At 59.9% G+C, this 18,825-nt stretch carries 20 protein-coding genes; all 20 read left to right on the top strand.

The window, feature by feature from the left end; genetic code table 11:
* The first annotated feature begins 2 nt into the window (after window positions 1-2).
* The 20 genes from flgH to AC1RLZ_RS10165 all read left to right on the top strand — a co-directional run bounded on the left by flgH (window position 3) and on the right by AC1RLZ_RS10165 (window position 18,820).
* Entirely contained in the window at window positions 3-698 is a 696-nt protein-coding gene (flgH, locus tag AC1RLZ_RS10070) for a flagellar basal body L-ring protein FlgH (protein WP_493188686.1), read from the top strand.
* A 12-nt stretch (window positions 699-710) separates the two neighbouring features.
* Window positions 711-1,196 carry a flagellar basal body-associated FliL family protein gene (locus AC1RLZ_RS10075; RefSeq protein WP_493188527.1) on the top strand — a complete coding sequence of 162 codons (486 nt, stop codon included), beginning with the start codon at window positions 711-713 and terminating at the stop codon, window positions 1,194-1,196.
* Window positions 1,193-1,927, top strand: a complete 735-nt coding sequence (gene fliP, locus AC1RLZ_RS10080) for a flagellar type III secretion system pore protein FliP (RefSeq protein ID WP_371420317.1) — start codon at window positions 1,193-1,195, stop codon at window positions 1,925-1,927. Before AC1RLZ_RS10075 ends, fliP begins: the two co-directional genes overlap by 4 nt.
* A 221-nt stretch (window positions 1,928-2,148) precedes the next feature.
* Window positions 2,149-3,402 carry a flagellin N-terminal helical domain-containing protein gene (locus AC1RLZ_RS10085; RefSeq protein WP_493188528.1) on the top strand — a complete coding sequence of 418 codons (1,254 nt, stop codon included), beginning with the start codon at window positions 2,149-2,151 and terminating at the stop codon, window positions 3,400-3,402.
* A 128-nt stretch (window positions 3,403-3,530) separates the two neighbouring features.
* Window positions 3,531-5,174 (top strand): flagellar basal-body MS-ring/collar protein FliF, encoded by a 1,644-nt coding sequence (gene fliF / locus AC1RLZ_RS10090; protein ID WP_493188529.1) that lies wholly within the window; start codon window positions 3,531-3,533, stop codon window positions 5,172-5,174.
* The gene (locus AC1RLZ_RS10095; RefSeq protein ID WP_493188530.1) at window positions 5,171-5,866 is read left to right on the top strand and encodes a FliH/SctL family protein; all 696 of its coding nucleotides are present in this window, start codon (window positions 5,171-5,173) and stop codon (window positions 5,864-5,866) included. The genes fliF and AC1RLZ_RS10095 overlap by 4 nt, the downstream gene beginning before the upstream one ends.
* A 1-nt stretch (window position 5,867) precedes the next feature.
* Window positions 5,868-7,205, top strand: a complete 1,338-nt coding sequence (locus tag AC1RLZ_RS10100; protein ID WP_493188531.1) for a MotB family protein — start codon at window positions 5,868-5,870, stop codon at window positions 7,203-7,205.
* Window positions 7,202-8,389: a chemotaxis protein gene (locus tag AC1RLZ_RS10105; protein ID WP_493188532.1), complete on the top strand. Its 1,188-nt coding sequence runs from the start codon at window positions 7,202-7,204 to the stop codon at window positions 8,387-8,389. The genes AC1RLZ_RS10100 and AC1RLZ_RS10105 overlap by 4 nt, the downstream gene beginning before the upstream one ends.
* Window positions 8,386-9,609 carry a flagellar hook-length control protein FliK gene (gene fliK, locus AC1RLZ_RS10110; protein WP_493188533.1) on the top strand — a complete coding sequence of 408 codons (1,224 nt, stop codon included), beginning with the start codon at window positions 8,386-8,388 and terminating at the stop codon, window positions 9,607-9,609. Before AC1RLZ_RS10105 ends, fliK begins: the two co-directional genes overlap by 4 nt.
* 43 nt (window positions 9,610-9,652) lie before the next feature.
* Window positions 9,653-10,138, top strand: a complete 486-nt coding sequence (locus tag AC1RLZ_RS10115; protein ID WP_493188534.1) for a transglycosylase SLT domain-containing protein — start codon at window positions 9,653-9,655, stop codon at window positions 10,136-10,138.
* A 74-nt stretch (window positions 10,139-10,212) separates the two neighbouring features.
* Window positions 10,213-11,457 carry a flagellar hook protein FlgE gene (locus AC1RLZ_RS10120; protein ID WP_371420309.1) on the top strand — a complete coding sequence of 415 codons (1,245 nt, stop codon included), beginning with the start codon at window positions 10,213-10,215 and terminating at the stop codon, window positions 11,455-11,457.
* A 32-nt stretch (window positions 11,458-11,489) separates the two neighbouring features.
* Window positions 11,490-12,959: a flagellar hook-associated protein FlgK gene (flgK, locus tag AC1RLZ_RS10125; RefSeq protein WP_493188535.1), complete on the top strand. Its 1,470-nt coding sequence runs from the start codon at window positions 11,490-11,492 to the stop codon at window positions 12,957-12,959.
* Between the two features lie 5 nt (window positions 12,960-12,964).
* On the top strand, window positions 12,965-14,008 hold the full coding sequence (locus tag AC1RLZ_RS10130) for a flagellar hook-associated family protein (protein WP_493188536.1): 1,044 nt from the start codon (window positions 12,965-12,967) through the stop codon (window positions 14,006-14,008).
* Between the two features lie 28 nt (window positions 14,009-14,036).
* Complete coding sequence (flaF, locus tag AC1RLZ_RS10135; RefSeq protein WP_493188537.1) at window positions 14,037-14,396, top strand: flagellar biosynthesis regulator FlaF; 360 nt, start codon at window positions 14,037-14,039, stop codon at window positions 14,394-14,396.
* A gap of 8 nt (window positions 14,397-14,404) precedes the next feature.
* Window positions 14,405-14,812, top strand: a complete 408-nt coding sequence (gene flbT, locus AC1RLZ_RS10140) for a flagellar biosynthesis repressor FlbT (protein ID WP_371420414.1) — start codon at window positions 14,405-14,407, stop codon at window positions 14,810-14,812.
* Window positions 14,813-14,828: 16 nt separating this feature from the next.
* Window positions 14,829-15,242 (top strand): flagellar hook assembly protein FlgD, encoded by a 414-nt coding sequence (gene flgD, locus AC1RLZ_RS10145; protein WP_371420305.1) that lies wholly within the window; start codon window positions 14,829-14,831, stop codon window positions 15,240-15,242.
* A 3-nt stretch (window positions 15,243-15,245) separates the two neighbouring features.
* Window positions 15,246-15,512, top strand: a complete 267-nt coding sequence (gene fliQ / locus AC1RLZ_RS10150; protein WP_068729862.1) for a flagellar biosynthesis protein FliQ — start codon at window positions 15,246-15,248, stop codon at window positions 15,510-15,512.
* 75 nt (window positions 15,513-15,587) lie between these two features.
* Window positions 15,588-17,675 (top strand): flagellar biosynthesis protein FlhA, encoded by a 2,088-nt coding sequence (flhA, locus tag AC1RLZ_RS10155; protein WP_493188538.1) that lies wholly within the window; start codon window positions 15,588-15,590, stop codon window positions 17,673-17,675.
* Entirely contained in the window at window positions 17,672-18,418 is a 747-nt protein-coding gene (gene fliR, locus AC1RLZ_RS10160; RefSeq protein ID WP_493188539.1) for a flagellar biosynthesis protein FliR, read from the top strand. Before flhA ends, fliR begins: the two co-directional genes overlap by 4 nt.
* A gap of 6 nt (window positions 18,419-18,424) precedes the next feature.
* A complete protein-coding gene (locus AC1RLZ_RS10165; RefSeq protein WP_493188540.1) occupies window positions 18,425-18,820 on the top strand; it encodes a hypothetical protein in 396 nt (131 codons plus the stop codon).
* Window positions 18,821-18,825: the final 5 nt, after the last annotated feature.

The following is an 18,825-nucleotide window of genomic DNA, read 5'->3' on the forward strand; positions in this document are numbered from 1 at the left end:
GGTTGAGAGTGATTCTGATTCCGGTCGCATTGTCATGCCTGACCGGCTGCGCCAGCAATCTCGCCGAGGTTGGCCAGGCGCCCTATATGTCGCCGATCGGCAATGGCATGCAGGTCGATGCGCGCGCAATTCCGATCGAGAGGCGTGCCTATCGCGGCGCGGGCCCTCAGTCGGTCTGGAGCGACCGCAAGGATCTCTATCGCGATCCGCGAGCGACGCGGGTCGGGGATCTTCTGACCGTGAATATTCTGATGAACGACAAGGCGATCCTCGACAACAAGACCGATCGGTCGCGCGACTCGCAGATCAAGGTAGAGTCCGATTACTCGGCCAATATTGCCAAGTGGATCTCGGCAGGAAATTTCGACACCAACGTCAAATCCCAGTCATCGAACAAGGGCGCGGGCAAGATCGACCGCAATGAAGAAGTGCGTTTCTCGGTGGCTGCCGTTGTTGTGGACGTACTCCCGAACGGAAATCTCCTGGTCAGCGGCTCGCAGGAGATGCGCGTTAATTACGAGATGCGCGTCGTCAATGTCGGCGGCATCGTGCGCCCGATCGATATCAGCCGTAACAACACCATCGCCTATGAAAAAATCGCCGAGGCGCGAATTTCGTACGGCGGGCGTGGCCGGTCGATGGAAGTGCAACAGCCGAACTGGGGTCAACAGGTCTATGACCAGGTCGCGCCGTTCTGATGGAAATCGACCATGGCCGATAACACAGCGAATGAAGGCCAGCGCCCCGGGATCATGCAGTGGCTTGGCGCCCTGTTGCTGGTCACTGTGCTCTCGGTGGGAGCAGGAACGCTCGCCAGCCTGCACCTGATGTCGACATTTCAGCGCATCAGCGAAAGCCAGAAGGAGGTTCCCGAGAAGCCGATTTCGTCCGCCTTCAATGCCAATGATCGGCTGCGCAAGATCACACCGGTCGTAACCAATCTGGCGGCCCCGCCGAATGCCTGGATTCGCATGGAGGCGTCGATCGTGACCGATAAATTGACCGAGGAAGAGGCGAGTATCGTCGTCGCCCGCATCGGTGAGGACGTCGCAGCCTATCTGCGCACGCTCACACCGACGCAGATCGAGGGCGCCCGCGGTCTGCAGTATCTGCGCGAAGATCTGAACGAACGTGCGCTGACGCGGTCGAGCGGAAAGGTACGCGAACTGATCATCGAGACATTGGTGGTGCAATGAAGCGTATTATTCCGATCCTGCTCCTGGTGCTTCTGCCGACGGCTGCGGTGGCGCAGGTGCCGGATCTCTCGAGTCTGCTTCCGCAGGGCGAGGGGAGTGCCAGCGGCCGGATCATCCAGATGGTCGCGCTGCTGACGGTACTGTCACTGGCGCCGGGCCTGCTCATCATGGTGACGAGCTTCACGCGATTTGTCGTCGCGCTCTCGTTCCTGCGCACCGGTCTCGGTCTGCAGACAACGCCGGCTAATATTGTGATGATCAGCCTTGCGCTGTTCCTCACGTTCTATGTGATGGCACCGACCTTCGATCGGGCGTGGGTAAACGGCCTTCAGCCATTGATGAAGAATGAGATCACTGAGCAGGAAGCCTATTCGCGGGTCACAGATCCGTTCCGGGATTTCATGTTGCAGCACGTGCGTGAAAAGGATCTGCAGACCTTCGAGAACCTCGCTGCCGAGAGTATGAAGGTCAAACTCGATGGTCAGCGCGTCGATCTGCGAATCATCATTCCGGCATTCATGGTGTCGGAGCTTCGCCGCGCATTCGAGATCGGCTTTCTTGTCGTCATGCCGTTCCTGGTGATCGACATGATTGTTGCAACACTAACGATGTCGATGGGCATGATGATGATGCCGCCGACAGTATTTGCTCTGCCGTTCAAAGTACTCTTCTTCGTGCTGATCGATGGCTGGAACTTGCTCGCTGTCGGTCTCGTAAAGTCGTTTCTCTAGATCGACGATCCGTCACGGAATAAATGACGAATCAAATGACCGCTGTTAACTATACTGGTCGCTGCTGCCTTCAGCTTTAGGTAAGGTTTGGTGGCTAGCTTGCAATTCACGACAGGTTGGGTCGATCAGATATCGACATTCCAAAGGCATGATGCCGCCCTGCCGTACCGGTGAAAGTCCGGTATGTCCCCAGCAAATCAATCAAATTAAAGGGACATACGATGTCTAGCTTGATGACCAATTCCTCCGCCATGACCGCGCTGCAGACCCTGCGCACGGTCAGCTCCAACCTCGCGACCACCCAGAATCGCATCTCCACCGGCTATCGCGTGTCGACGGCTTCGGACAATGCCGCTTACTGGTCGATCGCCACCACGATGCGTTCGGACGTTCAGGCTCTGGGCGCCGTGCAGGACGCTCTCGGCCTCGGCGCCGCGACCATCGATACCATGTATACTGGCCTGACCGGCACCGTGGACGTCGTGTCGTCGATCAAGTCGAAGCTGGTTGCTGCCCGCACGCCGGGCGTGGATCGCGCCAAGATCCAGAGCGAAATCACCGAGCTGCAGAAGCAGCTGAAGAACACCGCCGACAGCGCCGTTTTCAACGGTGAAAACTGGATCTCGGGCGATTCGACCTCTGCCAGCTACAATGCGACCAAGAGCGTCGTATCGTCGTTCTCTCGTGCCGGTGGTGCCGTCAAGATCGATACGCTCTCGATCGATCTGGGCGCGATCAAACTCTACGACGCCAATCTGGACACTGCCTATAACGCCCAGACCTTTCCGACGGCGACCACTGCTGCATACGATGCCACCACCGACGTTGGCGGCAACATCACGGTGACGGTTGGCACTGCTCCGGCGATCAACATTGCCGTCGCTGCGAACACCTCTCTGTCGGATATCGCGACGTCGATCAACAAGCTCGGCATCGAGGGCCTGTCGGTTGGCGTTGCGGCGGATGGCACCACGCTGTCGTTCAAGAGCCGCAATGACTCCGATATTGCCATTGACGCGAGCGTTTCTGGTCTCGGTGCTGCTGTCACGCTGACCGCACTCGCGACCCCGGTCGACACCAAGAAGGGCGTTCTGGACCAGACCTACGACGCCTATACCGGTACCGCTTGGGAAACGTTCAGCGTTTCGTCGATGGACATCTCGAAGCTCACCGATAACGCTGCCGACCTGGCCAAGCTCGAGACCTACATTGCGGGTGTCGAAAATGCTTTCGCCAAGATCACCGATTCGGCCACCAACCTCGGTGCCATCAAGAACCGCATCGGCCTGCAGCAGAACTTCGTCAAAACCCTGACCGACTCGCTCGATCGCGGTATCGGCCAGCTCGTCGACGCGGATATGAACGCCGAATCGACCCGCCTCCAGGCTCTGCAGGTTCAGCAGCAGCTCGGCATCCAGGCGCTGTCGATCGCGAATTCGGGCAGCCAGAGCATCCTGTCGCTGTTCCGCGGCTAATCGCTCTCGCATCGTGAATAGAAATGGCCGCGACCATCATGGTCGCGGCCATTTTGCTTTCCGGCACTCCGTAACCCTCGGACAAGCTTCACAATCGATGATCGATTCGGAAGTGGGCAGGGGTTTTTATGGTCAATCGTGAGCACGCGCAGAAGCTCTGGAATAATCTACTTGAGCTGGGCACGAAGCGTCTCATTCTGCTCGCGGTGGTCGGCTTCGCTGTGTTCGGCGGCGTTGGCGGCGGCGCGTACTATATAAGCCGGCCAGAATATAACGTTCTCTATTCCGGTCTCAGCCGCGAGGATGTGACGCGTGTCAGCTCAGTACTGCGCGACGCGAACATCGCTTTCGATCTGAATACGGCGGGAGACACCGTCTATGTTCGCCCCGGACAGACGGCGCAGGCGCGTACGCTGCTGGCGGACAAGGGCCTGCCCAGCACGACCGGCGGCGGTTATGAGCTCTTCGACAAGATTGGCTCGCTCGGCCTGACATCGTTCATGCAGGAGATCACGCGCGTGCGTGCACTCGAGGGCGAGATTGCGCGGACGATCCAGGTTCTCAAAGGGGTCAAGGCTGCGCGCGTCCATATCGTGATGCCCGCGCGCGGATCTTTCCGGCGTGAGCAGTCACCGCCGTCGGCCTCAGTCGTATTGCGAACGGACGGTCCGGCGGATGCGCGCACGGCCCGCTCGGTGCGTCATCTCGTAGCTGCGGCCGTGCCGGGAATGACCGCGGACAAGGTCACCGTGCTCGACAGTGACGGTTCGCTGCTTTCGGACGATGACGGCAGCGGCGGTGTCGGAGCAACGCCGACCACAATGGCCAATTTGCAGAAGGTCGTCAGCCGCTCGATCCAGGAGAATGTGAGCCGGGCACTGACGCCCTATCTGGGGCTCGATAACTTCGAGGTCAGCGTTGCGACCCAGCTGTCCACCGACAAGAAACAGACCAACGAGACGGTCTACGATCCAGACTCGCGGGTACAGCGCTCTGTGCGTGCTGTACGCGAGAAGGAAACGTCGCAAAGCCTGGATCGCCAGCAACCGACCACGGTCCAGCAGAATCTGCCTGATCAGCAGGTCAACGCGACCGGTGCCAAGAACCAGAATGACGAGAAGCAGCGCCGCGAAGACATCACCAATTACGAAGTGTCGTCGAAGACGGTGACCACTACGAGCGACGGTTTCGTGGTGAACAAGATGTTCCTTGCTGTTCTGGTCAATCGGCCGCGTCTCATTGCGAGCCTCGGCGACAAGGTAAGCGATGCTGCGATCGAAGCCAAAGTCGCGGAGATCTCGCAGATTGCTGCGACCGCGGCCGGCATCGATCGTCCGCGCGGCGACCAGATTCAGGTTTCGGCGGTCGAATTCATGGAAGGCGCGCGCGATCTTGCGCCGGTGCCGTCGATCACCTTCACGGAGGTGATGATGCGTCAGGCGGGCAGTCTCGTAAGTGCCATCACCATCCTGGCCGTGGCCGGCATGCTGATCTGGTTCGGTCTGCGTCCGGCCATCAATACGATCCTGGCGAGCGCGAAGACCGACGAGACGACGCAGTTCCAGGCGGAGACGAATGCGCTGCTCAGTGGCAGCAGCACGATGGCGACCGCGGCTCTGTCAGGAGGCGAGGCTCCGCCCAATCTTATCCAGGATGTCTCGAGCAGTATGCAGAATACGCCGCAAAGACGGCTGGAACAGATCATCCAGCTCGATGAGAAGCAGGCGGCAGCGATTCTGAAACAATGGATCAGACAAGAGGAAGCGGTATGAGCGCAGAGCAAGTCGCACGTCTGATCGCCGATTTCGATCGACCGGAGCCGCCAAAAACGCGCAGCCGGGTCGTACCTTTCGACCATCTGCATCACTCCAGCGTGCAGCCGCAACATCAGCCGCTTCTGCAGAAGGCAAAGCAGCAACCGTCGTTTCAGCCGCAGGCGCAGATGCAGCCAAAGCCCCCTGTTGTGCAGGAGGATGATGGCTATGAGCGCGGTCGCGCCGAAGGCTATGCGAGTGCACTCGCCGAGTTCGAACGACGCATGGAGCAGGAAAAGCAGACGCTTGCGGCGCAGGCCGCCGAAGAACGGCAGCAACTGGTCAACGAGACTGCGGCCAAGCTCGCCGGCGATATCGCCGAAATGGGCGACCAGTTGCAGGGAAGAATCGCCGGCGTAGCCGCCCGACTTCTTGAGCCGCTTATCAGTAACGCTGTGCAGAAGCAGGCCGTCACGTCATTCATCGAGCATCTGTCGTCGATTACCACCGACAGCCGCCGCCCGGTCCTGCGCATCACCGGCCCATCGGAGCTGCTTGAACTGATCCGCAGCAAGCTCGGCGTCCGCGCCATTGCATCGGAATTGCGTGCAGGCCCCGAAGCGGAAGCGTCGATCATCGTTGATCAGATCGTGCTTGAGACTCAGCTCAAGGTCTGGACCGAGCGATTGAAGATGGCGGTCCAGAGCTGAGATGGCCGATCCGCTTCCAACTGAACTGGTCATCATTCGCCGCCGCAGTTCTCTCGAAAGCGGCGAGACGAAGAACAGTGTCTGGAAGATCGCCTATGCCGACTTCATGACGGCGATGATGGCGTTCTTCCTGGTGATGTGGTTGATCAATGCTACCAATCAGGAAACGCGTGAGAGCGTTGCCAACTATTTCAATCCGATCAAGCTGACGGATTCGACGCCGGATCGCAAAGGCATCAACGACGCCCGGCGGGTTGACCCCGGCAAGGCCGTGGAAGGCGAGAGCAAGTGGCCGCATCCGGAGCCGGGCCAGCCGACGGATGCGCTCGCGCGTCCGCAGCCTCCGCAGCCGCGCTATGGCGAGGCGACGTTGTTTCGCGATCCTTATGCGGTGCTATCGGAGATCGCCGGCGGTCCCCCGCGGCCTGGGCAGACCAGTGCGTCGCTGGATCCGAATCGCAAGGAAGGTTTGAAGGGCGGAGAGGCCTATCGAGACCCCTTCGATCCCATCAACTGGCCGATGGCGTCGATCTCGTCGCTCGAGAAGAAGCTGTCGGGACGCAAGGACGCCGGCAGCCTTCCATTCGGTGAGGATGTTGCTGCTGCAGCGAGCGAGGGCCAGGAGCCGCGCCCGCTCGATGCCAAGCCTGATGCCACGGGCACCCCGGGGCAGGAGATGTCCGGCTCGAATTCAACTCCCGCGAAATCCGACAAGCAGGAGGCGCCGAAGCCCGCCGGGTTGTTCGCTGACGATGGCGACAAGTCCAATCCGGCGGCGGGTCGCCCGCAATCGGCGCAGGCAGACAAGACAGCGGCGCTAGCTGACAAATCTCAGGCGCAGTCCGACAAGGCGCCCGCCCAGGCAGAAAAAGCCCAACCGATGGATGCCGCCAAACTCCAGGCCGCAATCTCGGCGGCACTGGCCGCCATTGGACCAGCGCGTCCGGTGGCGGAAGTAAGGGAAACCCCGGAAGGACTCCTGATCAATCTGACGGATGACGTGAATTACGGAATGTTTGCCAACGGCTCGGCCGAGCCTACGCCCGGTCTCGTTCGCGTGCTCGACAAGATCACGCCGATGATTGCGCAGAACCGCGGCCAGGTCATCGTGCGCGGTCACACTGACAGCCGCGTCTATCGCACGTCGGAATATGACAACTGGCGGCTGTCGACCGCACGTGCGCATATGGCCTATCACATGCTGGTGCGCGGCGGCCTCGACGCAGGGCGGGTCGAGCGCATCGAGGGTTATGCGGACCGCCGGCCGAAAATTCAGAATGATCCGCTCGCCGCGCAGAACCGGCGGATCGAGCTTCTGATCCGCGCTCCCGTGCTATGACGAGCGTCAGGATCATTGCAGCAACGCTTCTAGTCGGTCTTGGCGGCGCACATGCGCAGCCGGCCGACGACCAGATACGCGAGCCGTATCAGATGGTTCGTTCACTGCAGATGCTGCAGGATCAGATCGCACGCGGCGATCTCGATGCCCACAATTCCCAACCCGCCTTGTTGAAGCGCCTGGGTGAGAGCTTCCTGAAAGCCGATGCTGCCGTCTGGAAGGAGCCGCGTAATTCTCGCGCAGCTGTCACCTTCCTCTTGAGTGGCGGGTCTCCGCAAGTGGTCGCGAGCCTTCGCTCTCGCAATGTGCTGAATATCGACGAGTCGATTGTCGACGGCGCCATCGCCTATGTGGAAGGGCGCACAGACGAAGCGAAGTCGAAGCTCGCGAGTATCAAGCCACGCAGTCTGCCCGCGGCGCTCGGTGCCGAGATTGCGCTGGTGCAGTCGGCACTGGTTGCCCAGGACGACCTGAAGGCCGCGATCGCGTTGCTCGACGAGGTGCGGCTGATGATGCCGGGCACGCTGGTCGAGGAGGCGGCGCTGCGTCGGGAGATTTTCATCGTCGGGCAGGACGACGACTTCGACAAGTTCGAAGCTCTTGCGATACGTTATTTTCGCCGATATCGGCATTCCATCTATGCAGGCAATTTCCGCCAGCGCTTTGCGCTCTCTGTCGCGCGCTTCAGCTTCGTACAGCGTCCCGATCGTTTTCCGCGTCTTGTTGCCGTACTCGATCATCTCGATCGGGCGAGCCAGCGCGCGCTCTATCTCCTTATTGCAAGAACGGCATTGGTGCGGGGCAAGACTGAAATGACGGTGCTCGCCGCCGACCGTGTATTCGCATTGTCCGATGACGACAGCGCCGAGCGTGCGCGAGCGCGGCTGTATCGTGCCGCGGCGCGGGTCGCGACATCCGCGCACAGTACGGCAATCGCCGAGCTTGAGCAGATTGACAAGGCAAAACTATCCGAACGTGACGTCGAACTGCAAACCGCCGCGCTTGCCATTGGACTGAATGTTCGAAAGGCGCTCCCGGAGGCAAAAGCCAAGAGCGACGGAAGCAGCGAACCGAAGACGGCCATGCGGCCGCGCATTGATTTCAGCCGCTCTCTCGCAGCCGTCGATCGGGCGCAAAAGCTGCTCGATGCGTCGCAGGAGCAATTAAAGGAGAAAACCCGATGAACAATGCCGATCTCCTGACGGCAGCGCTTCGCCAGACGGCGGCCGGAAAGGCCGGGGCGAAAGGCGGATTGAACGGCAGCGCCCATAGCAAGGACGGCAAGGAAAAAGCCGATCACTTTCGCGAGCAGCTCCGCCTGGTCTCAAAGGAGCCCAAAATGGCTATGCCACATGCCGCCAGGACAGCTGATGACGCGAAGATCGTTGAAGCAAAGCCGGCGCTCGACGCGGCATCCGTTCTTGCGGAATTGACGGGGGACGTCGCGCAAAAGCCGAACGTCAGGGACGATCAAACCGATGATGACGATTCGAAGGCGACGAGGGGCGAGGAGGGAGCGACAAAACCTACCCCCTGGCACGGTCCGGATCCCGCGCTCAGTGCGGCGATGGCCAAATTCGATCACGCTCATTCGCCTCTGGCTGGTGATGACAAAGCAGCGCCTCGCACCTCGGCAACGGACGTGAAGGCAGATGCTGCTGTGCTCGATCCTGCGAAGCTCATTCACGTTGCAACGGGCGACGTGTCCGACGCCGATGCAGCCGCTACGCAGCGGTTCACGCTGACGGTCGAGACGACGGATACCAAGGCGCTTCCGGTCGCGAAAGCGGTCGTTCGCGAACAAGAAACGCATTTTGAACCCGTGCAACAGATCACGACGCTACAGAAGATCGTCGATCGGATGGCGACTGATCTGGCGGCCGTCGCATCACCTGAGGGGGCCCGCGCGGCCGACGCGCCGGGGCTCGAAACGAACAAGGCTGCGGATAGCCGGCCGGTGCGCATGATGACGCTCGAACTCGATCCGCCCAATCTCGGCTCCGTCACGGTCAAGATGCGGCTTGCCGGCGATTCCGTGGAGATTCACCTCACCGCGGATCGCTACGAGACCACGCAGATGCTGCGGCAGGAGCGCGGTGCGCTCACCGACGCCATGCAGTCGGCTGGTTACACGTTCGACATCGCGGCGATAGATCATACCCGCGCCCCCGATTCAAATCTGAACAATGGCCAACAGCAACAGCAGGGGCAGTCCGATCAGCGTTCCTCGCTGCCGTCGTCAGGCGGATCGCAGGCGGATGGTGGCTCTTCGGGGCGATCGTCCGGTGATGCGCAGAGCGGTGCACGGCATAACAGGCATGACCATGAACAATCGCCAAGGCCGGCGGAACGGCAGCAGGATCAAAACAGCAATCGGGTTCGCAGCAGCACTGTTTATATCTAGCGCCGCGACCGAAGCTCAGGCTGAGGGCTCGTGCGAACGGGAGATGGCACGCGCGGCCCGCCGTCACAATGTGCCGCTCGGCGTGCTGTATGCGGTCGGGCTCAGCGAGACCGGACGCAAGGGCATGCTGAATCCCTATGCACTCAATGTCGATGGCAGAACAGTGTTGGCCGCCGATCTGCGCAATGCCGTTGCGCGCTTTACGGAAGAAAAGGCCAAGGGCGCGAAGCTGGTCGACCTCGGCTGTATGCAGATCAATCATCGCTATCACGGCGGGAAATTTCCCAGCGTGGAAGCAATGTTCGATCCCGCGCGCAATGTCGATTACGCCGCGCGATTCCTGAAAGACCTGCGCGAGCGCGAGGGAAACTGGACGATGGCCGTCGCGCGCTACAATGCCGGGCCGACCAATGTCATCGGCCAGAAGCGCTATATCTGCAGTGTTATCGGCAGCCTTGTCGCAAGCGGGTTCGGCTCGTGGACAAGCAAGGCGCGCGACTTTTGCGCCGAACGCACTGCGTCACGATGACCCTGTGGATAACCGCCAGCCTCACGCAAGCAACTTCACTTCTAATACTTCACACGTGAAACGGAGGATAATCGATGAGTCTGTATGGGGTGATGCGCACAGGCGGCTCCGGCATGAACGCGCAGTCGAACAAGCTGGCAACGGTCGCTGACAATATCGCCAACGTGAACACGACAGGCTACAAGCGCGCCTCGACAGAATTCTCTTCTCTCATTCTTCGCAGCGGCACCGGAAACTACAATTCCGGCAGCGTCGAGACGCAGGTTCGTTACGCCATCTCCGATCCCGGAACGTTGAACTACACGACGTCGGCCACCGACCTGGCGATCCAGGGTAACGGCTTCTTCATCGTCAGCGATTCCGGCGGAACGCCCTATCTTACGCGTGCCGGATCCTTTGTGCCTGACGGTCAGGGTAATCTCTACAATACCGCTGGCTATTATCTGATGGGCTACAACATCAAGAACGGCGCGGCGCCGGATGTGGTCGCGAACGGTCTCGGAAATCTGGAGGTCGTCAACATCGCCCAGCAGACGCTGCTCGGAAATCCGACCACGACAGCGAAGCTCGATGGCGCCAACCTCGATTCCAATGCGGCGATCACCGCGGGCCCGCCAGCCTATACGTCGAAAACCTCACTGATCACCTACGACAATATTGGCAATCCGGTGAAGCTGGACATGTATATGTTCAAGACGGCCGCCAATACGTGGGATGTGGAGATTTACAACAACGCAGACGCGGCCGCCGGCGGCGGCTTCCCCTATGGTGGTCCGGCATTGTCGACCCAAACCTTCACTTTCGACGTCAGCGCGACCGGCAAAGGCAGGCTCGATGCGGCGAGCCCGACATCGATGGCTTTCACAATCCCGGGCGGTTCGCCATTCACGCTCGATATGTCGAACATGACACAGGTCGCAGCCGACTTTCAGTTCAAGGCAACCACCAATGGCAATGCACCGAGCGCGCTTGATCGCGTGGAAGTGAGTTCCGACGGCACGATGTATTCGATCTTCGACGACGGTACGCGCCTTGCGACCTACAAGATCCCGCTGGCAACGGTGCCGAGTCCCGACAATCTGTCGCCTGAGGTCGGGAATGTCTATTCGATCAGCATCAATTCCGGAAATATCCAGGTCGATTTCGCGGGCAATAGCGGTCTCGGCACGATCAAGCCGGAAGCTCTCGAAGCATCCAACGTCGATCTCGCCAACGAGCTCACGGCAATGATTGAGTCGCAGCGTAGCTACACCGCGAATTCCAAGGTGTTCCAGACCGGCGCTGATTTGCTCGACGTGCTCGTCAACCTGAAGCGCTAGCGCATAGCGTCGATCAATGACGGGAGTCTCCAATGTCACTTACGGTCGCACTTAGTTCGGCCCGCTCGTCGCTCATGGCGTCGGGCGTGCAGTCTTCCGTCATCTCGCGCAATGTGGCCGGCCTGCACCAGGACGGTTACTCGCGCAAGAATGCCCTGATCGTTTCCCAGCCGGGCAGCGGCGTCTATGTCAGCGGCATTCAGCGGGCCGCCAGCGCCGGCTTGTTCAACAATGTGGTCAAGGCCGTCTCAACCTCGGCGCAGCAGGATGCTCTCTACAACGGCCTGCAAAAAGTTGCGGCGGTCACGATCGACGATCCCGAGCTTGATCAATCGGCCGCGGCACAGCTCGCCAAGCTGAAAAGCGCCCTGCAGCAGTATGCCTCGGCGCCGAACAATGTCACCTTTGCACAGACTGCTGTGACCGCGGCAAAGGGCGTCGCCACAGCGCTGAACGATGCGACCAATACTGTACAAACAACTCGGGCCGATGCCGATGCTGAGATGGCGACTTCGGTTAACAATATCAATCAGCTGCTAGCCCAGTTCGAGACAGTCAATACGGCGATCATCAAGGGAACGATCTCCGGCTCCGACGTCACCGACTACCTTGATACACGCGACAATATTCTGTCGAAGCTGTCCCAGGAGGTCGGCATCACGTTTGCCACCCGCGCGAACAATGACATGGTTGTCTATACGGATTCCGGGGTCACGTTGTTCGAACGTACCGCTCGCTCCGTAACCTTCGATCCGACACATTCCTACACGGCCGGCACAACGGGGAACGCTGTTGTTATCGACGGCGTGCCCGTCACCGGCGCTAATGCGATCATGCCGATCAGCTCGGGCAAGCTCGCTGGCCTGGCAACGCTTCGCGACGACAAGATGGTGACATACCAGAACCAGCTTGACGAAATCGCGCGCGGCGTGATCGAGGTCTTTGCCGAAAAGGATCAGGCCGGTGCCGGCGGGCCGGATCAAACCGGCCTCTTCACTTATGCCGGTGGACCCGGGATGCCGACCACGGGCGCGATCAATGTCGGTCTCGCCGGCACGATCAAGGTGACCGATCTGGTCGATCAGGCGTTGGGAGGTAATCCGAGCCTGATTCGCGACGGCGGCATGAACGGCGCCAACTACGTCTACAATGCCGGAGGCGAAGCAGGTTTCTTCGCCCGCATTCAGGGTCTCGTTGATGGCATGGCAGCATCCAGAACCTACGATCCGGCTGCTCTCGGCAAACCCAGCGGCAGCCTGGTCGACTTTGCCGGCTCCTCGGTGAGTTGGCTGGAATCGCAGCGTAAGAGCGTGGGCGACGAAGCCACCTATAGCCAGACACTTCTGGAGCGCAGCGCCGACGCGCTGTCGAACGTCAATGGCGTCAATATGGATGATGAAATGTCCTTCATGTTGCAGGTCGAGCGTACCTTCTCAGCATCGTCGAAGCTAATTTCGACGATCGACGACATGCTGAAACAACTTCTGATGGCGGTGGGGTAATCGATATGGCAACAAACTTCATCTCGTCGAACTCGATCTCAACCACCCTGCGCATCTCCGCTTCGAAGAGCCAGGTGGCAATGTCGAAAGCGATCAAGGAAGCGACGACCGGCAGGCTGGCCGATGTCGGGGAGGGCCTTGGGGCACTCGCCGGCCGCGACGTCACGCTGCGGGCAGAGCTCCTCGATATGGGGAAACTCGTCGATACCAATGCGCTCGTGGGCGCCCGCCTCGACGTCGCACAGGAGCGCATCTCCCAGCTGATCGACACTGCGCAATCCTTCCAGAAGGATCTTCTGGCGGCGCGCAATTCGGCAAATGGCGGCGGCATCATTGCTCAGCCCGCGGCATCGAATCTCCAATCACTCCTCACGACGCTCAATGTCGCAATGGACGGGCAGTATCTCTTCGGCGGCATCAATACCGGGCAGGAGCCAATGACGTCATACGAGGCCGGCTCGCCCAGCAAGACGGCGATCGATGCAGCATTCACCGCCACTTTTGGTTTCGCGCCGGGAGCGGTGGGCTCCGAGAGCATCACACCCGCCGCCATGGAGAGCTTCCTCAACAATGCGTTTGCGACCGAATTCGACGATCCGGCCTGGGGAACAAACTGGTCTTCAGCATCCGATCAGGTCATGCGCAGTCGTATTTCCACGACACAAACCGTGGATTCATCGGTCAGTGCCAATGACAAGGCGTTCCGAAAACTGGCGATGGCTTACACGATGCTCAGTGGGCTCGATCTTCAGAGCCTCAACCAGGGTACTTTTCAGGCGGTCACCGATAAAGCGCTGCTGATGGTCGCTGACTCGATCTCTGACCTGGCCAGCGTCGGTGCGCGTCTGGGTACCGCACAGGAGCAGACGACAAATGCAACCAGCCGTCTCAAGGTCCAGGTCGATATCGTCAACAGGCAGGTCAATGCGATGGAAATTGTGGACCCCGAGGAAGCATCGGTGCGGGTCACGAGCCTGAAGAACCAGCTGGAGATGTCGCATGCGTTAACGGCGCAAATCCAGCGGCTCAGCATCCTCAATTATCTCTGATTGGCGGGCTGATCCATGAAGCAACAGATTGTCGATTGAAATGACGCTGGCAGGTTACGACACGGAAATCGAGGATAGCGGCCGCGAGGCGCGATCCAGGGAACAACAAGCACTCAACCACGGCATTGCACTCCTTCAGAAGATCCAGAGCGGTGCGCTTGCTTCAACCGAAGAAGCAGACGCTCTCCTCTATATTCGCAACCTCTGGACGTTCTTCATAGAAGATCTGTCGAGTCCGCGAAACGGTCTACCGGAACAGTTGCGAGCGCAGCTGATCTCGATTGGCCTCTGGGTCGTCAAGGAAGCCGAGCGCCTCCGGGAGGAGCAGCTGTCGGACGTGAGCGATCTCGTCGCCATCAATATCGTCATCCGGGATTCGCTGGCATGAAGAAGCCGATGTGCATATCGCTGCGATCAGGCGAGAAAATTTATATTAACGGCGCAGTTTTGCGGGTCGACCGCAAGGTGACGCTGGAGCTGATCAACGACGTGACATTCCTGCTGGAAAGTCAGGTCATGCAGGTCGCCGACGCGACAACACCGCTCCGGCAGCTCTATTTCGTTGTGCAGCTGATGTTGATGAGTCCGGGCGATATCGAACAGGCGCGTGCGGTCTTCGGGCATCAGCGTTGCGCGATTTACGCGGCCGCCGACAACAAGGAATTGCTGCAAGGTCTCGATGCGATCGACGAGCTGGTCGAGGCAAAGCGTTATTATGAGGCGTTACGGAAAATCCGGGTCCTGTTCGAGATCGAACAGGCGATCCTGGGCAGCGCCGACATGCTGCTGCCGGTTGTGGCCTGAATTCAAGGAGAGCGAGATGATCGTCAACGGCGTAGATACCGCGAAATCCGCGACCAACGGGACGTCGGGCACGTCGTCGCAGTCGGCCAACATGATCGACTACAACGGGTTCCTCCAGCTTCTGATCGCGCAGATGCGCAATCAGGATCCCACCAATCCGACCGATTCGACCCAGTATATGAGCCAGCTTGCACAGCTGTCGTCAGTCGAGCAGGCGGTTCAGACCAATGCAAAACTCGATACGCTGTTGTCGACCAGCGCGATGTCCCAGGCGGAAGGGCTGATCGGCCGTACTGCGTCATTCACGGACGAATCCGGCACGAGCACGACCGGCAAGATCAAGGAAGTCTATATCATCAAGGGTGGCGCGGTCGCGACGCTCGAGAACGGAGTCAAGGTTTCCCTTGGACCCGGCATCACGATCAGCTGAACCATGAACGAGCGCGACGCCCTCGATATCGCCCAACAAGCGATCTGGACCATCATCGTTGCCGCCGGCCCGGCAGTCGGCGCCGCGATGTTCGTCGGCATTGTCATTGCCCTCCTGCAGGCGCTGACCCAGGTGCAGGAAATGACGCTGACCTTCATCCCCAAGATCGTGGTGATGTTGATTGTGGTCGCTGTCACCGGCTCCTTCATGGGAGCCCACATCTTTGCCTTCACCGAAGTGCTTTACGGCCGGATCGAGCGCGGCTTCTAGCCGCCGTCGCATGCACCATCTTCACGCAAGGTCGGCGCTGCAAGGTGCGGATATGATATTCGCGCGAGAACTGCCATGGCCGACGTAACGATTTCAGCCCTGCCGGCCGAACGGCGGGCCGGCACAGACGTCGCCTTCGCATTCGGCATCGTCACCATTCTGGTGATGCTGGTGCTGCCGGTTCCGACGATCCTGATCGACCTCGGCCTGGCCTTCTCCATCGCGTTGTCCGCGCTGATCCTGATGGTGTCGCTGTGGATCCAGCGGCCGCTGGATTTCTCGGCATTTCCCACCGTGCTGCTGATCGCGACCATTCTGCGCCTGGCGCTCAACGTAGCGACCACACGTGTGATCCTGTCGCATGGCGGTGAGGGAGAACATGCCGCCGGCTATGTCGTCGCCGGCTTCGCCAAATTCGTGATGGGCGGCGATTTCGTCATCGGCCTGATCATCTTTGCAATTCTCGTTACCGTGAATTTCGTTGTGATCACCAAGGGTGCAACACGTATCGCCGAAGTCGGTGCTCGCTTTTCGCTCGACGCCATTCCCGGCAAGCAGATGGCGATCGACGCCGACCTGTCAGCGGGTCTGATCGACGACAAGGAAGCGCAGCGTCGGCGCCACGAGCTGGAGGAGGAGAGTTCGTTCTTCGGCGCCATGGACGGCGCCTCGAAATTCGTGCGCGGCGACGCTATTGCTGGCCTGATCATCACCGCCATCAATATCTTTGGCGGCATCATCATCGGTGTCACTCATCATGGCATGGAGCTGTCACGAGCCGCTGACGTCTTCACCAAGCTGTCGGTCGGCGACGGTCTGGTGTCGCAGATCCCGGCGCTGATCGTGTCTCTCTCGGCCGGCCTGCTCGTCTCCAAGGGCGGTACCCGCGGCTCTGCCGAGCAGATGGTGCTGAAGCAGCTCGGAAAATATCCGCGTGCCCAGTCGGTGGCTGCAATGATGATGTTTGCACTCGGCTTGCTCCCCGGCCTGCCGTTTCTGCCGTTTGCGCTGTTGGGTAGTGCGATGGCCTTCATGAGCTTCTCGCTGCCACGTCAGCAGGCGGCACGCGCCAAGTTGGAACAGGCACGTATCGCGCAGGTTCAGGAAAAAGCGCAGATCGAGAACAAGGATTCCGTCAAGGAATTGCTCAAGACCTCCGATGTCGAGCTCTGCGTCGGCAGTCAGCTTGCGATCCAGATGCTCAATGCCCATGGCGAACTTGCGCATCGTGTTGCCAAGGTTCGGCGGCGTTTCGCCGCCCAATACGGCTTTGTCGTTCCCGAAATCAAGCTGACCGACGATCTGTCGATCGGCCCGAAATCATATCGCATCAAGATCTACGGCACGGTCGTGGCTCATCACGAATTGCGCATCGGGGAAGCCCTGGTGCTGTTTGACGGCGATCGGAAGCCGGATGTGCCCGGCGACGAGACAATCGAACCCGCTTTCGGCATGAAGGCGATGTGGGTTCCCGAGACATTTATCGATGAGGTCAAGCAGGATGGCTTCAAGATCGCTGACAATATCTCCGTGCTGCTCACGCATCTCAGCGAGGTCGTCCGCAACAATCTGGCCCAGCTCCTCACCTATAAGGATACCCGCGCGCTGCTGGATCGGCTCGATCCCGAATACAAGCGGCTCATCGAGGATATGGTCCCGTCGCAGATCTCCTATTCCGGCCTGCAGGCGGTGTTCAAGCTGCTGCTCGCCGAACGCATCTCCATCCGCAATCTGCACCTCATTCTGGAAGCGATTGCCGAGATTGCGCCCCATGTCCGTCGCTCCGAACATGTGGCCGAGCATGTGCGGATGCGCATTGCGCAGCAGATTTGCGGTGATTTTGCAGATAACGGCGTGCTTAAGGTGCTTCGTCTCGGCAATCGCTGGGATCTTGTCTTCCATCAGAGCATTAAGCGCGACGCCAAGGGCGAGATCGTGGAATTTGATGCCGATCCCCGGCTGGTCGAGCAATTCGCGGACGACGTGTCTGTGGCGGTCCGCAAGGCAGCCGCAAATGGCGATACCGCGGTGCTGGTCGCACCACCTGATGTCCGCCCCTATGTGCGGATGATCACCGAACGCATGTTCCCCGCGCTCCCGGTGCTGTCGCATGTGGAGATTGCGCGCGGCGCCGAGGTGATGTCGCTCGGAGCTGTGTCTTGATCGCGAGCAGCTCGGTCTCCGTCCTGGCGACGTTCCTGATTTTCTGTCGCATCGGGATCTGCATGATGGTGGCACCCGGCTATTCCCGCGTGAATATCCCGATGCAGGTGCGGCTGTTTCTCGCCATCAGCGTCACCTTGATGCTGGCACCCTTGCTCGAGGCCATGGTCCGGCCGGCGGTGGAAGCGGCGACTGCGTCGGACCTCATCCGCCTGATCATGTCCGAGCTCATGGTCGGCCTCGTGATCGGGCTCACCGCTCGCGTGTTCTTCGCTGCTCTGGAGACAATGGCTACATTCGTCGCTTCGGGGATCGGTCTGACCCTCCCCGGTGTTGCCGACGATGGTGAGCATGTGCCGGCGCTGGTTCCGCTGATCACATTGACCGCCACCGTTGTTTTCTTTCTGACCGATCAGCATTGGGAACTGTTGCGTGGCCTGGTCGGATCCTACCAGATCTGGCTGCCGGCAACCGGGATCAGCGCTGAGGGTGGACTGACGCAACTTGTCGATCACCTCTCCCAGGCCTTCACGCTGGCGCTCCGGGTGGCCAGTCCCTTCGTCATCTATGCGGTCATTGTCAACTTCGCGGTCGGTCTTGCGAATAAACTGACGCCTAGCATTCCCGTCTACTTTATCTCGATTCCCTTTGTACTCACTGGCGGCCTGCTGCTGCTCTATCTCACGGGCCGCGAAATGGTGCTGCAATTCAGCATCGCCTTTGCGTCCTGGCTGTCCGGGTGACCAGCAATGCAGAAGCGCGACCGCAAGATCCGCCGTATCGCCGCCGTGCAGGCCAGGTTGCACAGGATTGCCGAGTGGCAGCTGATGGAATGCCAGGCGCGTGAAAATCAGCTCGAAGAGAAACAGCGCCTCATTCTCGAAGGGTTCAACGATGAGAGCAAGCTTCCGGACCTGGCTGTGCAGACGGCTAGCCAGAGTCTGCGCGCCGCGAGCATCGAACAGGGCGTCGTGGCCAAGACCAAGGAACGGCTTGCAGCGCATGCGCGCGATGAAGGCCGCAAGCTGAAACATGCGCTGAAGATGGTGAAGTCGGCGGTCGGACGCACGGTTCGGGCCGATGAAAAGCGGGTTCTGGAAGATGAAGTCGACAAAGCCGTGCGGCGCTCGATCGAGGGAGGATAGGCCGA

It is taken from the genome of Tardiphaga sp. GW822-FHT04G09 (assembly GCF_058800725.1).